The organism is Blautia sp. 210820-DFI.6.14, from assembly GCF_020558815.1.
GTDB classification, from domain to species: Bacteria; Bacillota; Clostridia; order Lachnospirales; family Lachnospiraceae; genus Blautia_A; species Blautia_A obeum.
The window spans coordinates 1-17,305 of record NZ_JAJCKS010000039.1 but is presented as its reverse complement, the minus strand read 5'-3'; the positions used below and the strand labels follow the sequence as shown (position 1 = coordinate 17,305).

General features: G+C 42.2%; 17 protein-coding genes, 1 pseudogene and 2 riboswitches. Of the genes and pseudogenes, 1 reads left to right on the top strand and 17 read right to left on the bottom strand.

Annotation, left to right across the window (positions count from 1 at the left end; translation table 11 throughout):
• Positions 1-53 precede the first annotated feature (53 nt).
• The 6 genes from LI112_RS16655 to LI112_RS16630 all read right to left on the bottom strand — a co-directional run bounded on the left by LI112_RS16655 (position 54) and on the right by LI112_RS16630 (position 4,795).
• Positions 54-335 (bottom strand): DUF2325 domain-containing protein, encoded by a 282-nt coding sequence (locus LI112_RS16655; protein WP_005425166.1) that lies wholly within the window; start codon positions 333-335, stop codon positions 54-56.
• Between the two features lie 116 nt (positions 336-451).
• On the bottom strand, positions 452-1,177 hold the full coding sequence (gene tsaA / locus LI112_RS16650; protein WP_144368578.1) for a tRNA (N6-threonylcarbamoyladenosine(37)-N6)-methyltransferase TrmO: 726 nt from the start codon (positions 1,175-1,177) through the stop codon (positions 452-454).
• Between the two features lie 27 nt (positions 1,178-1,204).
• Positions 1,205-2,056 carry a patatin family protein gene (locus LI112_RS16645; RefSeq protein ID WP_117739656.1) on the bottom strand — a complete coding sequence of 284 codons (852 nt, stop codon included), beginning with the start codon at positions 2,054-2,056 and terminating at the stop codon, positions 1,205-1,207.
• A gap of 8 nt (positions 2,057-2,064) precedes the next feature.
• Positions 2,065-3,366, bottom strand: coding sequence for a nickel pincer cofactor biosynthesis protein LarC (gene larC / locus LI112_RS16640; RefSeq protein WP_117739626.1), 1,302 nt, complete (start codon positions 3,364-3,366; stop codon positions 2,065-2,067).
• Positions 3,359-4,117: a nickel pincer cofactor biosynthesis protein LarB gene (gene larB / locus LI112_RS16635; RefSeq protein WP_044925713.1), complete on the bottom strand. Its 759-nt coding sequence runs from the start codon at positions 4,115-4,117 to the stop codon at positions 3,359-3,361. Before larB ends, larC begins: the two co-directional genes overlap by 8 nt.
• Positions 4,118-4,171: 54 nt before the next feature.
• Positions 4,172-4,795 (bottom strand): hypothetical protein, encoded by a 624-nt coding sequence (locus LI112_RS16630; RefSeq protein WP_022388108.1) that lies wholly within the window; start codon positions 4,793-4,795, stop codon positions 4,172-4,174.
• Between the two features lie 222 nt (positions 4,796-5,017).
• Here LI112_RS16630 and LI112_RS16625 point away from each other — a divergent pair, with 222 nt between their 5' ends.
• A complete protein-coding gene (locus tag LI112_RS16625) occupies positions 5,018-6,247 on the top strand; it encodes a dicarboxylate/amino acid:cation symporter (RefSeq protein ID WP_044925712.1) in 1,230 nt (409 codons plus the stop codon).
• A 73-nt stretch (positions 6,248-6,320) separates the two neighbouring features.
• Here LI112_RS16625 and LI112_RS16620 read toward each other — a convergent pair whose 3' ends face one another.
• The 11 genes and pseudogenes from LI112_RS16620 to LI112_RS16570 form a co-directional block, all read right to left on the bottom strand.
• Entirely contained in the window at positions 6,321-7,445 is a 1,125-nt protein-coding gene (locus LI112_RS16620; protein ID WP_005425147.1) for an Ig-like domain-containing protein, read from the bottom strand.
• Between the two features lie 123 nt (positions 7,446-7,568).
• Entirely contained in the window at positions 7,569-8,444 is an 876-nt protein-coding gene (locus LI112_RS16615) for an aldose 1-epimerase family protein (RefSeq protein ID WP_173904927.1), read from the bottom strand.
• Between the two features lie 99 nt (positions 8,445-8,543).
• Positions 8,544-9,914, bottom strand: a complete 1,371-nt coding sequence (locus tag LI112_RS16610; protein ID WP_055056501.1) for an NAD(P)/FAD-dependent oxidoreductase — start codon at positions 9,912-9,914, stop codon at positions 8,544-8,546.
• A gap of 274 nt (positions 9,915-10,188) precedes the next feature.
• Positions 10,189-10,656: a TspO/MBR family protein gene (locus LI112_RS16605; protein WP_227191110.1), complete on the bottom strand. Its 468-nt coding sequence runs from the start codon at positions 10,654-10,656 to the stop codon at positions 10,189-10,191.
• 81 nt (positions 10,657-10,737) lie between these two features.
• Positions 10,738-12,153, bottom strand: coding sequence for a sodium:alanine symporter family protein (locus LI112_RS16600; protein ID WP_227191109.1), 1,416 nt, complete (start codon positions 12,151-12,153; stop codon positions 10,738-10,740).
• 155 nt (positions 12,154-12,308) lie between these two features.
• Positions 12,309-12,408, bottom strand: a riboswitch (glycine riboswitch).
• Between the two features lie 10 nt (positions 12,409-12,418).
• Positions 12,419-12,492, bottom strand: a riboswitch (glycine riboswitch).
• A gap of 106 nt (positions 12,493-12,598) precedes the next feature.
• The gene (locus LI112_RS16595; RefSeq protein WP_173904118.1) at positions 12,599-13,843 is read right to left on the bottom strand and encodes a 3-isopropylmalate dehydratase large subunit; all 1,245 of its coding nucleotides are present in this window, start codon (positions 13,841-13,843) and stop codon (positions 12,599-12,601) included.
• 13 nt (positions 13,844-13,856) lie between these two features.
• Complete coding sequence (locus LI112_RS16590; protein ID WP_173904117.1) at positions 13,857-14,348, bottom strand: 3-isopropylmalate dehydratase; 492 nt, start codon at positions 14,346-14,348, stop codon at positions 13,857-13,859.
• Positions 14,349-14,373: 25 nt separating this feature from the next.
• Complete coding sequence (locus LI112_RS16585; RefSeq protein WP_173904116.1) at positions 14,374-15,624, bottom strand: 3-isopropylmalate dehydratase large subunit; 1,251 nt, start codon at positions 15,622-15,624, stop codon at positions 14,374-14,376.
• A 2-nt stretch (positions 15,625-15,626) separates the two neighbouring features.
• On the bottom strand, positions 15,627-16,109 hold the full coding sequence (leuD, locus tag LI112_RS16580) for a 3-isopropylmalate dehydratase small subunit (RefSeq protein WP_005426418.1): 483 nt from the start codon (positions 16,107-16,109) through the stop codon (positions 15,627-15,629).
• Between the two features lie 103 nt (positions 16,110-16,212).
• Positions 16,213-16,725 carry a GNAT family protein gene (locus LI112_RS16575; RefSeq protein WP_319638640.1) on the bottom strand — a complete coding sequence of 171 codons (513 nt, stop codon included), beginning with the start codon at positions 16,723-16,725 and terminating at the stop codon, positions 16,213-16,215.
• Positions 16,726-16,880: 155 nt separating this feature from the next.
• Positions 16,881-17,305, bottom strand: a pseudogene (locus tag LI112_RS16570) (hypothetical protein); the annotation flags it as partial.

Here is a 17,305-nt window from a genome sequence, read left to right as displayed (position 1 = left end):
TTGTATTGAAAAACACAGGGATTTGCAAGTATTTCTTTATAAAAAACTAATTTTTATGCACAATATTCACGGAGAATGCTTTCAAGAGCAGACGCACTGCTTGTATGACATCTGCAGACTGGGATAGACTTTTTCTTTGCTTCTTCTACCGCACAGTTCACCATCTTATGAGAAACAGTGCCTGTAAACAGAATCATAAGATCCGGTGCCCCGATTTTTTTCTTCATAGCGCCTTTTTCTTTCGCAAATACCTTTGCTTTACACCCATATCCTTTACAGATATCCTCATACTGACATACCATACGTTCATTACCACCTACGATCACGATGCTCATATCATCACCTCTCCTTTTGTTATTCTAAACTAACTTGCATTTTAAAAGTAAAGCGGACCATAGATCCGCTTAATAAGCTTTGTGTTAGTATATACTAACTGCATATAAAAATATTATCATACATTGTTTTGTTTGTCAAAGGATTTTTGCGATGAAAATTCTGTCACATCACAAACCGTCAGTATATCATCTCTCACCTGAAAATGAATATCCTTATGTCCATATGCCAGTCCATACACTTTATCCGGTCTGTTCTGATAACGTGGACGTGGATCATTCGCCAGTACCTCAAGAAGTGCCTCTCTCTGTCCCGTTGGAATTTCTTTTATCAGTTCTTCCGGAAATTCCACCTGTAGCCGATAATCTCTGATATGATCCGTAAATCCTCCCTTTGCATCCGGATGACTGTCTGCATAAGGAAGATATGGTTTGATATCATAAATCGGTGTTCCATTCATCAGATCCGCACCTGATATATGCAGAATTGGTCCAAGTTTCTGATCAAATTCTATCTTTTCCAGTTTCACAGAAGAAAGCCCCAGATTATTCGGACGAAACGGAGATCGTGTTGCAAATACTCCCATCCTGGTATTTCCGCCAAGTCGCGGCGGTCTTACCGTCGGCGACCAGGTATCTCTTACCGCTTCCGAAAACTGCCAGATCAGCCAGATATAACTGTATTCTTCCAATCCGCGAAAAGCTTCTGTTACTCGATATTCCGGTTCAAAAACAATCGTTGCCTTCAGTGTTTCCAAACGGTTACTCTGATGTGGTATTCCAAATTTAGTCGGAAAATCATTATGAATCCTTGCAATAACCTTCATTTCGTATACTTCTGACATGAGTATCTCCTGCTTTTCTGCTTCTATTTATACTTCCGGCAAGTTCATCCAGTCTTTCAGTGCTTTCATACGGATGTGGGCATCTTTTTCTCCCATATCATATACCTGCTGAATGACCTCCAGATTATTTTCCATTCGACTGATATCCAGTTTCTTATCCGGCTGGATTACGAATACCTCACCCTTCCGTTCAAGTTCCTTAATAACATCCAGACTGTGATTATAAACGTTATGTCTGTTCTGCAGTGTATGCACAAATTCTGGATATTTGTGATAGCGTATTTCTGCCATTTTTGTATTTTCCGGTTTTTTAACAAAACCGGTTTCTCTGGTAAGTACAACTACGATCCGGTCATAGCCCATCCTTTTAAACGCCTCCACGGGAATGCTGTCCGCACATCCTCCGTCAAGAAGCTTCATTCCTTTATAATTTACAATTTTAGATACATACGGCATCGATGCAGATGCACGCATCGCATCGATCTGTGTCATCATATCTGTGATCTTGATATATTCTGCCTTTCCTGTTTCTACATTTGTACAGGTCGCATAAAACTCTGTATCTGATTTGATAAATGCTTCATAGTCAAACGGATCCAGGCGTTCCGGAATATCATGATAACAAAATTGTCTTCCTACTACTTCTCCTGTATGCAGAAAACTCCACCAGCTCATAAAATGTTTATCGTTACGATATTTTTTGAAATAACGAAGGCTTCTTCCTTTCTGACCGGATACAAAAGAGCATCCATGCAGTGCTCCGGCAGAAACACCGTTCACTCCGTCAAAATGTATCCCCTGTTCCAAAAAAACATCCAGTACTCCGGCTGTATAGATTCCACGCATTGCGCCGCCTTCCAAAACAAGTCCTGTTTTCATCTTCTGTCTCACCTCTCTGTTGTCCAATAACTCCTGATTCTGTCATATGTTTCACGGAAACTAAGCTGATTTCTTTCCGCCAGTTCTGCCACATTCTCATATTCCGGATAATATCTTATATTTCCATCCGGTAATGTGCACGCTTTTACAATTGCTGTTCCGACCGGTGTATCCTTTTTTTGAATTTCTCTTTGCAGAATCGTACGTTCCATTTCCACTCTTCGAATACCGATCGTTGTTGTCTCTGAAAAAATCAGATTTTCCAACTTTTCTCTTTCACTCTCTTTACAGATTACCGTCAGCGTATAGGCCGGTCTGTTCTTCTTCGTATAAATCGGTGTATAATGCACCTCTCTTGCTCCATTTGCCATAAGAAGATTCATAACGTGCCCCATCATTTCTCCACCACAGTCATCCATATCTGTCTCCAGTTTCCAGATTATATCTTTTATCTGTAGATCCGTTGTCTCCCGGATCAACATGGCTCGCAGGATCCCCGGACAACGATACTGGCGTTTACCGGCTCCAATGCCGGTTTTCAACATAGTAAAATCTTCCGGTAATCTGTCTGATGTACGAAATGCAGCCACCACCGCTGCCCCTGTCGGCGTCACCAGTTCTCCCTGTATGTCTGTGATTTTTAATTTTAATTTATGTGTTTCTGCAATATGTGTTACGGCTGGTACCGGTACCGGAATCTGCCCGTGCTGACAACGAATAAAACCGGTTCCTTCATACAGCACCGGTACGATCACATTCGAAATATCCAGATTATCCATACATATCGCTATTGCAGCAATATCTACAATGGAATCTACAGCACCAACTTCATGAAAATGAACTTCTTCGACCGGAACTCCATGCGCTTTGGATTCTGCCTGTGCCAATATATCAAATACACGCATTGCCATTTTCTTTGCTCTTACAGTCATTTCCGACTTCTGAATGATCTCTGTGATTTCTTTCATTCCACGATGTTCATGAGGATGCTCATGACTATGCGTATGTCCATGATGATGTTCATGATTCACCTCATGACTGTGTTCATAATGCCCTGTATATGATTTCTCACTTCCATGCAGATATTCCATATCATGATCGTGATTATCCTGTTCCAGAATAACTGAGAAATCACATGCATCTAATCCGGATTTTTTTACCCTGGTGATTTCTGTCCGAAATCCACCTACCGGAAGACTCTTCAGCGATTCCTTTAATACCTCCCTGTCAGCTCCCAGATCCAGAAGTGCTGCAACTGTCATATCTCCACTGATTCCCGAATAGCATTCCAAATATAATGTTTTACTCATAGTAGTCCCTCTCTGCCAGCCGGTTGATCTGCGTTGCAATGTATCCTGCCCCATATCCATTATCAATATTTACCACTGCAATTCCATTTGCACAGGAATTGATCATAGTAAGAAGTGCAGACAGTCCATTCATGCTCGCTCCATACCCAACCGATGTCGGCACTGCAATAACCGGTTTATCCACAAGACCGCCAAGTACACTCGCAAGCGCCCCCTCCATTCCGGCAACTGCAATCACACAATTCGCATCCTGGATCACATCCAGTCTGGAAAACAATCTGTGAATACCACTCACACCTACATCAAAAATACGTTCCACATGAGAGCCAAAATACTCTGCTGTCTGTGCCGCTTCTTCAGCAACTGCAATATCTGCAGTTCCTGCTGTACATATCGCGATCTTACCGATGTGCTCTTTTTCTTTCTTTTCAATTTTAATAATGTGAGATAATTCGTCGTATTCCACCCCTGGAAGAAGATCTTTCACAAGTTCATACTGATGTCTGGATGCCCTTGTACCAAATACTTCTCCGTTATCCTCATAAAGTTTCTTGAAAATATGAACAAAATGCTGATCCGCCTTACCGCTGCAGAAGATCACTTCCGGAAATCCGGATCGTATTTCTCTGTGGGAATCCAGTTTTGCATAATCATCCATTTCTTCAAACGGTTCTTTGCGAAAATAATGCTCCGCCTCTTCCATAGACAGTTCACCATTTTTAAATCTGGTTAGTATCTCTCTGGTTTCCAAAACAGCACCTCCTAAAAGCAAGGGAGCATGCTCATCACATCCTCCCGTTCCTTACTATATATGATACAAAATCATTCCACCTTTTTTATCATATCCGGTATCCCACATTTCTTTCAGGGAAAACCATTTATGTTCCCCATACGAAATAGCTTTGACCAGAAGATCATCCTCTTTTTTTTCATATCCGGCAAGGATAAACCAGTGCCAGATATAGTCCTCCAGTGGGCCCTTCTCATTTTTATGTTTCAACATCAGATACGGGATCAGACAGGCATTGTCAATCTGTCTGCATACAGCTTCAACAGCTTCCTCATATGTATGTGTTCCATGAAAAGCTTCCATCTGCAATCTGTCATCATGCGCATCTGCAAGATATTCACCAAACCCTTCCATAAAAAGTTCCAGCGTATCGATTCCATTCGGTCTCGGACAAAGATAATGTTTCATTACATATGCAAAATCATGATATTCTTTCCAACTGATTTCCTGCGACTGATGTGGATAAAGATTCTTTATTCCATTCGTTCTGGCAAAATAAATACAGCTTTCACAAGCTGCTATTGCACCGCATCCTCCATCACGCATCGTTACATCTGGAAACAGATCCTGATTGCCTCCATAGGATTCTTCTACAAAAAAGTATTCCAGTTCATTTTTATCTAATATGGTCTGCTTCACCGTGAATTCCCCCAGTCAGGTTTCTCTAATGTAAAACCATATTTGTAACTATATCATATTTTTTTATGAAATAAAATAAATTTTTCCAAAGAAATTCCTTCTATATTATAAGATTGTAGGATTTCTTGACACCAAATGCGCGTGCATGCTATAATTTTCGTTATATTTTGTATGTTTAAGAGGATTTCTGCCAAACATACCACTTTTTTGAGGAGGAGAAAAATGAAAAAATTTTATACCTGGTATCAGAAGCATATTACCGGTGCGATCTTTATCGGCCTGCTTCTCGGTATCCTGACCGGACTGTTTCTTGCGGACTGTTTTGCACCGGTTCTGACAGTTACCAGTCTTCTCGGCGGCATCTACATGAATGCCCTGAATATGATGATCTTTCCACTTGTATTCTGTTCCGTTGTCATGGGGATCTGCAGCATCGGAAGTATTAAAACCACCGGTAAGATTACCGGTGCTTCCATGGTATTTTTCCTTTGCACAACTGCACTCGCCAGTCTTGCCGGTCTGATCATCCCGCGTCTGATCCATCTTGGACGAGGTGTTTCTTTTGAAATGGCAACATCTGATATTGCAGCTACAGATATGAGCAATATTCTGGATACCATCAAAAACCTGATTCCGTCCAACCCTGTATCTGCTTTCGCACAGGGAAACATGCTTCAGGTTCTTGTATTTGCCGTCATCATCGGTTTTACCCTGATTGCAGTAGGTGAGAAAGGTCAGCCGCTTCTGAATGTGATCGACTCACTGAATGAAGTGTGCCTGAAGATTATCAGCACGATCATGTACTTCACCCCAATCGGTGTCTTCTGTACTATCGTACCGGTTGTAGAAGCAAATGGTACCGAAACAATCATTTCACTGGCTACACAGCTGATCATCCTGTACCTGGCATTCTTTATCTTTGCATTTGTCGTATATGGACTTGCCGTTAAAGTAATCGGTAAAGAAAGTCCGATTAAATTTTTCAAGGCGATCATGCCGGCTGCACTGAATGCATTCGGAACATGCTCCAGCTCCGCTACGATTCCGATCAGTAAACAGTGCATGGAAGATGGAATGGGTGTTTCCAATAAGATCACAAGTATTGCGATTCCTCTCGGAGCAACCGTAAATATGGATGCTGTATCCATTCTGATGTCCTTCATGATCATGTTCTTTGCCAACGCATGTGGAATCAATGTCAGCATTTCCATGATGGTTATTGTACTCCTGGCAAACGTACTTCTTTCAGTCGGAACACCGGGTGTTCCAGGTGGTGCAATTGCATCTTTTGCAGCGCTCGCTACCATGGCAGGACTTCCAGCCGGGGTTATGGGCGTATATATCAGCATCAATACTCTGTGCGATATGGGTGCTACCTGTGTCAATGTTATTGGAGACCTTGCCTGCTGTGTAGCACTGAAGGGCCGCCTCAAAATCGACGAACATAAATAAACTTACATAAGAAGAAAAGTGAGCAGTCACGCGGGCTGTTCACTTTTCTTTTTTATTTTAATTAAATTTTCACTTATAATTTATAAGCTTTAAATCCAAGATCTTTTAACGACATATTCAGCTTTGATCTCAGCAGATATTCTGTACCTGCCATTGCCGCCTGAAGAGTTGCATTTGCAGCTTCCTGAATTTCCGACTGTGCTCTGCTTCCATTTGTATTATAAAATACAAGATTCTGCTTTCCATTGTATATGGAAGCTTTCATAGTCGCTGTTGTATAGACTGCGTTTCCACTTGCATATATTCCGGAAATGACTCTTGCAGAATCTGATTTTGCACAGTTCACAAGGATATCCATTGCACTTATAATACCCTCTTTTTTAATCTGCAAAGACAGTCCCATATCAAGCTTATCGGATTTTGTATCATAAGACAGAATAGCTGTTGTCTCTGCATCTATAGAAGCCTCAATATATTTGCTTCCATCCTCACTGTATCTGCCATTCTTATTAATATAGTTTCTGACTTTTGCATAATTCTTTGCCAGCTTGTTTGCCGCGGCTGATGCTTTTTTTACGGTAACTGTACATACAAATTTCTTTCCACCAAGTGTTGCGGTAATTTTGGCTGTTCCTGCTTTCTTGGCTGTGATCCGACCTTTTTTATTTACAGTTACAATCTTTGAATTACTTGATCTCCAGACCGGTGTAAGCTTTGTGCCATTGACTTTTAATGTATATGACTTGCCCGGGTTCAAAGTAATTCTGGAACTGTTCAGTTTCAATGTATACAGTCCTGCGATCGCGGTAACTCCTTTTTTGTTATAACTGCTGAATGTCTTCTTACCTTTTGTGTTTTTAAATGCTTTCACACTGTAGGTATACTGTGTTCCCGTTATTACTTTTGTGTCAGAAAATGCTGTTTTCTTTGCACCTTTTACTTCTGCCACATTCTTCCATTTGCCACCTTTTTCCTTACGAAAAACAGTATAACCACTGGCACCTTTTACCGCTTTCCATTTAAAAACGATTTTGGATTTTCCTGAAGCTTTGGCGGATACCAGCTTTGGCGTTGCTACTCTGGCTGCAGCCTGCACTTCCGCCACATACACAGCCTCCGGTAGTGCTGCCGGAACTGTTACAGCGACCATCAGACCTGCCATCAGCCCACATAATGCCTTCTTTAATGATTTTTTCATACCCCTGTCTCCTTTCTCTTTATACACCTAATGTACTATATTCTTCAGAACTTTTCAACCATCGAAAGACTGACAAGGGATAATATAGCAAAGAAAAGTCAGGGAAAAATAAGTTTCCTGGATTTATCTGACAGATATCACGTATGATTTATCAAAAACGTCTTCTGGCTCAAGCATATTGATATTCGCTTTCTGAGACAATTCTTTGTCATAACCGGTATTATCACAACGTCCCATCCATGGTTCCAGACACACAAATGGTGCATCTCCGGCTGACCAGATGCCAAAATTCGGAAATCCCTCACAGGAAATTTCTACATACGGGGTTCCATCCGGCAATGCAATGCCTGCCTTCGAAATCTGCCCATCATCAAAAATCAGCGCATCTTTATCAAACATTCCTTCCGTAATCTGGCAGCTTCCATTTTCGAGAACAAGTGTATACACCTTATCCGGGATAGCTGTACCATAACGTGTATCCAGCAGATGATACGTCAGCTCTTTCTGTCCACTGAAAGTCAGATGATAATCCTCTCGTTTCGTACCCGGAAGTATCGGAACATTAAATGCCGGATGTGCGCCGACCGTAAAATACATGATCTCCTGATCTTTGTTCACAACTTTCCAGGCTACTGTCAGATCACGACCTTCCAGCGTATGTGTAATATACAGCTGAAACTCATATGGCCATGCTTTCTTTGTCTCATCCGTGGATTCCAGTAAATGTGTAACCGAATTCTCCGTTTCCTCCACGCAGATGAATTCCATATCCCGGGCAAATCCATGCTGTCCGGAAGTGTAAGTTTTTCCATTAATCAGACAATGATCTTCATAGTATCTTCCTACATTCGGAAAAAGAACCGGAGCATGGCGTTTCCAGTGTGACGGATCTGCATTCCACAGAATCTCTCTGTCATTCTTTTTATCAAAAATTCCGGATAATTCTGCACCGTGATCACTGATTGTAACACAAAGCTGGTCATTCTCAAGTGTATGCATAAAATCTATACCTCCATACGTAATTTTATGCCTACAGTATATCAGAAAATTGTAAAGAAAAACAGACTCCGAAGAGCCTGCCTTTCATATACCACTTATTTATTTCTGTCCTGCGATATGTCTTGCTACATAAATACCACTTGCAGATGCATGTGACAGAGAATGTGTCACACCACTTCCGTCGCCGATCACATACAGACCTTTATGACAGCTTTCAAGATTGTCATCAATTTCAACTTCCATGTTATAGAATTTGACTTCAACGCCATACAGAAGAGTATCATCATTTGCAGTTCCCGGTGCAACTTTGTCCAGTGCATAGATCATCTCGATAATGCCATCCAGAATACGCTTCGGAAGTACCAGACTCAAATCTCCAGGTGTCGCAGTAAGAGTTGGTCTTACGAGTCCCTCTTCCACACGTTTCACTGTACTTCTTCGTCCACGTACAAGATCTCCAAAACGCTGTACGATAACACCGCCGCCAAGCATATTAGAAAGTCTTGCAATACTTTCACCATATCCGTTACTGTCCTTAAATGGCTCGGAGAAATGTTTGGAAACAAGAAGTGCAAAGTTGGTATTGTCTGTTTTCTTCTCATCTCCCTCATAGCTGTGGCCGTTTACGGTGATGATTCCGTTGGTATTTTCGTTTACTACGATTCCGTTCGGGTTCATGCAGAATGTACGAACGTTATCTTCAAATTTCTCTGTACGGTAGACGATCTTGCTCTCGTACAGTTCATCTGTCAGATGTGAGAAAATGACTGCCGGAAGTTCCACGCGGACACCAAGATCTACACGATTGGATTTTGTCGGAATCCTCAGGTCTTTACAGACAGTTTCCATCCATTTACTTCCGCTTCTTCCTACTGAAACGATGCATTTCTTACACTCATAAGAACCCTTTTCACAGATTATACGATATCCGTCTTCTAATATTTCCACCTTCTGTACCGGTGTATCAAAATAGAAGTCCACATGATCTTTCATTGCATTATAAAGATTTTCAAGAACTACATAATTGATATCTGTTCCCAGATGACGCACAGAAGCATCCAGAAGGTTTAATTTATTCTGCAGACAGAGTTTCTTGAACTTCGTTCCTGCTGTAGAATAAAGTTTGGTTCCTTCGCCACCATATTCCATATTGATATCATCTACATATTTCATCAGTTCAATTGCTTCACTCTTGCCGATATGCTCGTACAGCGTTCCGCCAAAATCATTGGTAATATTATATTTTCCATCAGAAAATGCGCCTGCGCCGCCAAATCCGCACATAATCGAGCATCTCTTACAATTGATACAGTTTTTTATCTTTTTGCCGTCAATCGGACATTTTCTTTTCTCAAGGGAATATCCCTCTTCGAAAACTGCCACTTTACAGTCCGGCATTTCTTTCATTAATTCATATGCTGCAAAAATCCCTCCAGGGCCGGCACCAATAATGATCACATCATAGTTCATGCTTTTTCCTCCTTATAAGTATAGCATAATTTCCCTCTTTGTATCCCTCATCCATCTGCACCGGAATCATTCCCTGTGCATAAAAAAAGCTGTCGCAGAATTTCTCATGACAGATTCTGTCACTTCCATTCATTACGGCAGTTGGAAAAATGTTCAACCTATTTAGCGTTAAGCATATTCCTTTCCAATATTACGGGATTTTCACAATATTGTCAAGTATCAGTTTCAAAAAATTCAGGGCACCGCCCACCAGACAATGCCCCGCTCAACAATATCAGTTCAACAAAAAAATAAAGAAATTCAGATATCCTGCAAAAGTCAGCCAGACAAGATATGGAATCATCAGATAACCAGCTGTTCTCGAAATTTCAGAAAATGTTTTTGTACATAAATATACCAGATACCACAAAAACAACAGCCAGGCAAACGCAAACAGATACCATCCTGCGTTAAAGAAAAATACCGGCCACAGAAAATTTACAGCGAGCTGAATCCCGTATAAAGTCAGTGCCTTCTTTCTCTCTTCAGTTTTTGGTGTGATTGCAACCAGATAAGAAGCCGTTCCCATCATGGCAAACAGTCCGGTCCATACAACTGGAAACACCCATCCGGGAGGTGTAAGGGGCGGCTGTTTCAGTTTTTCAAATGTATTCATACTTCCCTGTGTAAGAAAACCTGAAACCGCTCCGACTCCCAGAGGTACAGCCAGGCAGGTAAGCAATGTCTTTGTTTTTTTCTTCAAAAAAATTCCTCCTGTTCTCATATTCACAGTCTAGTGTATGAAAAACAGGAGGATTTATTCATTTTTTAAAATCTACGTTTATCAGAGCTTATGTTTTTCTGCTTTAAAGAAATCTTTTGTTTCTTTTGCAACAACTCCGCTCAGAGCAAACAGCGCGATCATATTCGGAATTGCCATCAGACCATTAAAGATATCTGCGATAGTCCATACTGCACTTACTGTCATGTATGGTCCAATAAATACTGCAATGATGTATAACCAACGGTATACGATGATTTTTTTCTTATGTCCGTTTGTCAGGTATTCGAGACAACGTTCACTGTAGTAATCCCATCCAAGAATCGTTGTGAATGCAAAGAATACAAGACAGAGCATCAATACAAATGCTGTAAACTTAGCCGGGAACGGAAGTCCATGCTGGAACGCATAAGTAGTAACCTGTACACCTTCAATTCCCTCTACCTGCCATGCACCTGTCAGGACAATGGAAAGACCTGTCATTGTACAGATAATGATCGTATCAATAAAAGTACCTGTCATGCTGACCAGACCCTGACGTACCGGCTCTTTTGTCTGAGCTGCTGCTGCTGCGATCGGTGCACTACCAAGACCAGCTTCGTTGGAGAAGATTCCTCGTGCAACACCTTTCTGCATTGCAACGATCATAGAACCAACCACACCACCGGTTACCGCACTCGGATTAAATGCTGCTTTGACAACTGTTACGATTGCTGCCGGAATTTCTGTAATATTACAGATGATTAATGTAATACTGAAGATAATATAGATCACTGCCATAAATGGAACAATGATCTGACTTACAGTTGCGATTCGTTTCAGTCCTCCGATCAGGATCGCAGCTACACAGAATGCAAGGATCAGAGAAGAAACAACAACTGCTACAGAATACTGTCCCAGGAATGGGATGTTGATACAGTTTGTCTTGTCCGGGTCAAAGAAGTTCTGTACGGCACTGGAAATACCATTTACCTGGCTGAATGTACCGATACCGAAAAGTCCTACACAAACACCGAAGAATGCAAAGATCTTGCCAAGCCATTTCCATTTTGATCCCATACCTTTTTCGATATAATAGAATGGTCCACCAAGGCTGTGTCCGTCTTCTGCAACCACACGGTATTTAACTGCCAGAAGACCTTCAGAAAATTTTGTTGCCATTCCAAAGAATGCTGCCACGATCATCCAGAAAAGTGCTCCCGGACCACCGGCACAGACTGCTGTTGCGACACCTACGATATTACCGGTACCGATCGTAGCACTCAATGCTGTACACAGTGCCGCAAAACTGGAGATCTCACCATCTCCCTCTTCTTCATTCTTGAACATCCATTTCAGCGCCAATGGAAGACGACGTACCTGAAGGAACCCAAGTCTGCTGGTAAGAAGAACGCCACCGGCTATGATCAATACCATAAGCGGTACGCCCCAGACCTTGTCATCCACTGCAACTAAAAAATTATTGATTGCTTCCCACATCTCAAAAAGTTCTCCTTACATATGTATTTTTCAGCATCATAAAAAGGGGAATAAAGAAATAAGAACCGTTCTCCGATGAACTGCTAAGAATCAAGATAAATCAGACAATTAAAAAAGAATAAAAATAAAAAATAAACTTCAGGATGTAATTATCAAAAGCATCCTCTGTCCTTTTGCCTGAGAGATTCAAGACGCTTACGCGTCGCTTGCACCTTCGGCCCCTGTACTGAAACAGGCGTCTCCAGAGATACGATCCATTTACAGTTTCTGTCCGACAATACGGATACCTGAGAGTTTTACTCCTTCGGTGGGCTTATACCTCTTTCCTGCAAACTTCACCTCGTTATTGCTGTTACTGCGTTATACTATAGTGCTAAATCAGAAAAAAGTCAAGATAGAAAAAAATATTCTTCCTTCTTGACTTTTTTTGGTGTTTTTTAAGTTTTTATTTCGGGCTGACAATCTTTCCAGCCACTGCACATGCTGCTGCAGTCTTTGGAGATGCCAGATAGATTTCTACTTTGGAAGTTCCCATACGTCCAAGGAAATTACGGTTATTTGTTGCTACAACACGCTCTCCATCTGTCAGAATACCACCTGCACGTCCACAGCACAGTCCACATCCCGGATGTGTGATCATTGCGCCTGCTTCTGCCAGCGTATCAAGAATACCAAGTTCAATTGCCTGTCTGTAGATCTTGCGGCTTGCCGGTGTCACGATCAGTTTTACATAATCAGCAACTTTCTTACCTTTCAGAACTTCAGCCGCTGCTGCCAGATCTTCCAGACGTCCATTTGTACAGGAGCCGATAAATACCTGATCGATCTCCGCTCCTTCCAGTGTGCTGACATCACGGATCTTATCCACCTGTGACGGGCATGCCATGACCGGAACAAAATCCTTCCCACGGTAAGTCATCGTCTTGAGATATGCAGCATCCCCATCCCCGACAAGACTCTTCTGAAAATCGTTCAGTTCAATCTCACAGTACTCTGCTGTCTTTTCATCTGGTGTGAAAAGTGCACATTTTGCCCCTGCCTCGATTGCCATGTTTGCGATGGTCATGCGGCTTGCAACGGACATATTTTTTACTGCACTGCCTGTAAATTCCAGTGCACGGTAAGTTGCACCGTCTGCGCCCAGATCACCGATCAGACGAAGAATTACATCTTTGGACATAACGTTCGCCGGAAGTTCTCCATCGATCACAACCTTGATCGTCTCCGGAACTTTGATCCACATGGTTCCTGTTCCAAGAATGCTTGCCATCTCTGTATATCCGATACCGGAAGAAAATGCACCGACGCATCCGTAAGTAGTTGTATGACTGTCTGTACCAAAGACAATATTACCCGGTTTGACATAACCAGCCTCTGTCATCAGCTGATGACAGATTCCATCGCTTCTGTGTACGTTTTTCATTCCGTATTTTTCTGCAAATGCATCTCCCACATGGAAATGTCTGGTATCGTCCAGCTGACTTGCCGGTACAAGGTGATCATAGATCAGAACAACTTTGTCCGGATCCCATAATTTCTTGAATCCCATCTCTTCAAACTTCTCTGCAACAAATGGAATAAAAATATCATGGATCATGACTCTGTCTACGTTAACGGTCACAATGTCGCCAGGTTTTACTGTATGACCCACATTATTTCTGATAATCTTTTCAATAACTGTTTCGCCCATCTGCTCTTCCTCCTTAGTCCAGTCCGTTCAGTTTGCGCATGGCTTTTACAAGTCCACCGGCCTGAATGATACTCATCAGGTTCTCCGGCAGGGAAGCGATCGGGTACTGTTTTCCATCATAGTCTACATGTTCATTCATCACAACAGTTACGGTATCTCCCTCTTTGATATCATCGTGAAGATCCGGCTGCTCGATCAGCAGAAGTCCGTTGTTGATGGAGTTTCTGAAGAAAATTCTTGCAAATGATTTTGCAATGACACACTGAATTCCCAGTGCTTTGATAATCTCCGGTGCCTGCTCTCTGGAAGAACCGCAGCCAAAGTTTTTGCCGGCAACAATGATGTCACCTTTCTGAATCTGTCCAGCCAGTTCCGGACGAAGTGGGCTGAATCCATACTGTTTCATATCATCGATTGTCTTGAGTGCCAGATACTCGGTCGGGATGATGATGTCAGTATCGATATCATCGCCAAGTACCCACACTTTGCCTGTAAACTTTTCCATAATCTATGTTATCCTCTTCTCTTTCTCAGATTTCAGACGGCAGTGCGATCTTGCCTGCAATTGCAGATGCAGTAACAGTTGCTGCAGATCCAAGATATACTTTGGAGCTCGGATGACCTGCACGACCCTTAAAGTTACGTGTTCCTGTGCTGATCAGGACTTCGTTCTCGCCGATAACGCCCTGGCAGCTTCCCCAGCATACACTGCAGTTCGGGTTCATAACGATCGCGCCAGCTTCCATGAAGATGTCGATCAGACCTTCTTTTAATGCCTGACGATAGATGGTCTGGCTTGCCGGAACAACGAGAAAACGTACTTTATCAGATACTTTCTTTCCTTTGATGATCTCGGCACCTACGCGCAGATCTTCAATACGTCCGTTGTTACAGGAACCAAGGAATGCTTCATTGATCTCAATTCCACATGCTTCTTCTGCAGGAACAACATTATCTACAAAATCTGGTTTAGCCACTACCGGACGTACTTTACTCAGATCAAAGGTATATTCTCTTACATATTTTGCATCCGGATCGCTGTGGAATACAGCTTTTGGCTCACGTCCGTGCTCTTTAAGGTATTCCATCGCCTTTTCGTCAGCTTCAAAGATACCTGTCTTTGCACCGGCCTCTACTGCCATATTGCAGAGAGTCATACGATCACTGATGCTTAATGTTTTTGCGCCTTCTCCGGTGAATTCCATTACCTGATAGTTGCATCCGTTTGCACCAACTTTTCCAATGATGGTAAGGATCAGGTCACGGGCGGTAACACCTTCCGGAAGTTTACCGGTCAGATTGAATTTTACAGATTCCGGAACCAGTACCCAGGAAGTTCCTGTTACCATTCCATAAAGAAAGTCTGTACATCCGACACCGGTTCCGAATGCGCCAAGTGCACCATAAGAACAGGTATGGCTGTCTGCGCCAAAGATCAGTTCACCCGGACGAACATAATTCTCGATCATAACCTGATGGCAGACGCCTTTGCCTTCCCAGAAATCAATGTTGTTTTCTTTTGCAAAGTCTCTCATTTTTTTCTGGGATGCTGCTGTTTTCGGACAGTCAGACGGTACGTTGTGGTCAACGATAAAAACAAGTTTTTTTGTATCTGCAATATGCGGATTTTTTAATTTATTATTATACATATCTACAGTCAGATGAGTCGTTCCGTCATTACTCATCAGACGGTCAAGCTGAACCGTATGGATATCACCAGGTTTAACACTATCCACACCGGCTGCTGCTGCGATGATTTTTTCTGCGATTGTCATTCCCATGGTTATTTCTCCTCCTTGTTCAGTGAAGCGATCAGGCCGCCCTGATTCAGAATCCCCTGCATATATTCCGGAAGTTTGGTACAGGTATAAGTCTTTCCATTTGCAACTGCTGTACCATCAGACATATGAAGTTCCATGGTATCTCCGGTCTGTACATCATCCGGAAGATCTTTACAGACAATTGCCGGAAGCCCGATGTTGATCGCATTTCTGAAGAAAATTCTTGCAAAGGATTTGGCGATAACGGCCTGTACCCCAAGTGCTTTGAGTACGCCCGGTGCCTGTTCTCTGGAAGAACCACAACCAAAGTTCTCACCGCCAACTACGAAATCTCCCGGTTTTACTTTCTTTGCAAAATCAGGATCCAATGATTCAAATGTATGACCCTTCATTTCATCCAGATTTGGCAGAAGCAGATACTGGGATGCAATGATCTGGTCTGTATCAAGGTCATTATGAAATTTAAAAATTGTACCTTTTTCCATAATAATAGTTCCTTTCTATGTATAACTATTCATTTTCTCTCTATTCTACCACAAATTTACGTAATAGCAAAATGTATATTTATAAGAATTTTGCATTAAAAACTCATTCGGATTTTTCCAGTAACTCATATGCAATACGCGGGCTTCCATCCGGCACATACACGATTCCACACCGTACAAAGCCATATTTTTCAAGTACATGCTGCATTACTTTATTATCCTCATGTGTATCTATTCGTAAATGCGGTATCTGTGCCTTACAGTAGTCCATGATCTTTTCCAGCACATTACGGACCGTTCCATCACTCGCAACACGGTGTACTGCTGCATACTCTGTATCCACCATCCAGCTGCCCTGTTCAATTTTCAGATAAACAGGATCTTCTCCTTTTATAAAAGCAAATACTGCATGGATTATTGCTTCATCTGCGACCGCATCTTCCAGTACATACAGATCTCCCTGAGAAATATCATCTTCCAGCAGTTCTTCCGGTCTGTCCCCTGCTCCCCACTGTGCATGATTTCCGTTCTCCCGCATAAATTGTCTCGCTGTTTCATAAATCTCATAAATTCGCGGCAGGTCCTCCTTTTCCGCTTTTCTGATCATATATGACATGTAGTTCCTCCTGAATCTTCCTTTTTACATTTTTATTATAATTAGTCGATGTTTTTCTGTAAAGTCAGCATTCAAATAAAAAAATGCTGCCGGATCTGCTCCTCTCCAGAGAAATCCAGCAACATTTTCAACTATATTTCAGGGATGATCATGATTTATTTTTCGCTTCTGCGATGTTTCAGTCGAAGTGCCCAGAAAGCAAGTACAACATCAACAAGCGCAAACAGGAACATCATTGCAGAGCCTGCGACTTTTGTTTCATCTGCAGTTTTTACACCATCTGTTTTCTGTGAACCAGATGTATTTCCTGCAGCATTTGTTCCATTAGAATTTGTTCCGTCAGAACCGGAAGCGCCGCCATTTCCACCATTATTTCCAGAATCCGCGTTTGTTACAGCCGGAGTCGGTGTATCTGTTGCATCCGGAGTTTCCGTTGCATTCGGCATTTCTGTCACCGCTGGTGTCGCAGTGCTATCCGGTGTTACACTTGGATTTGGTGTCTCACTTGGTTTTGGTGCTTCACTTGGTTTCGGAGCTTCGCTCGGCTTTGGTGCCTCACTTGGTTTCGGAGCTTCGCTTG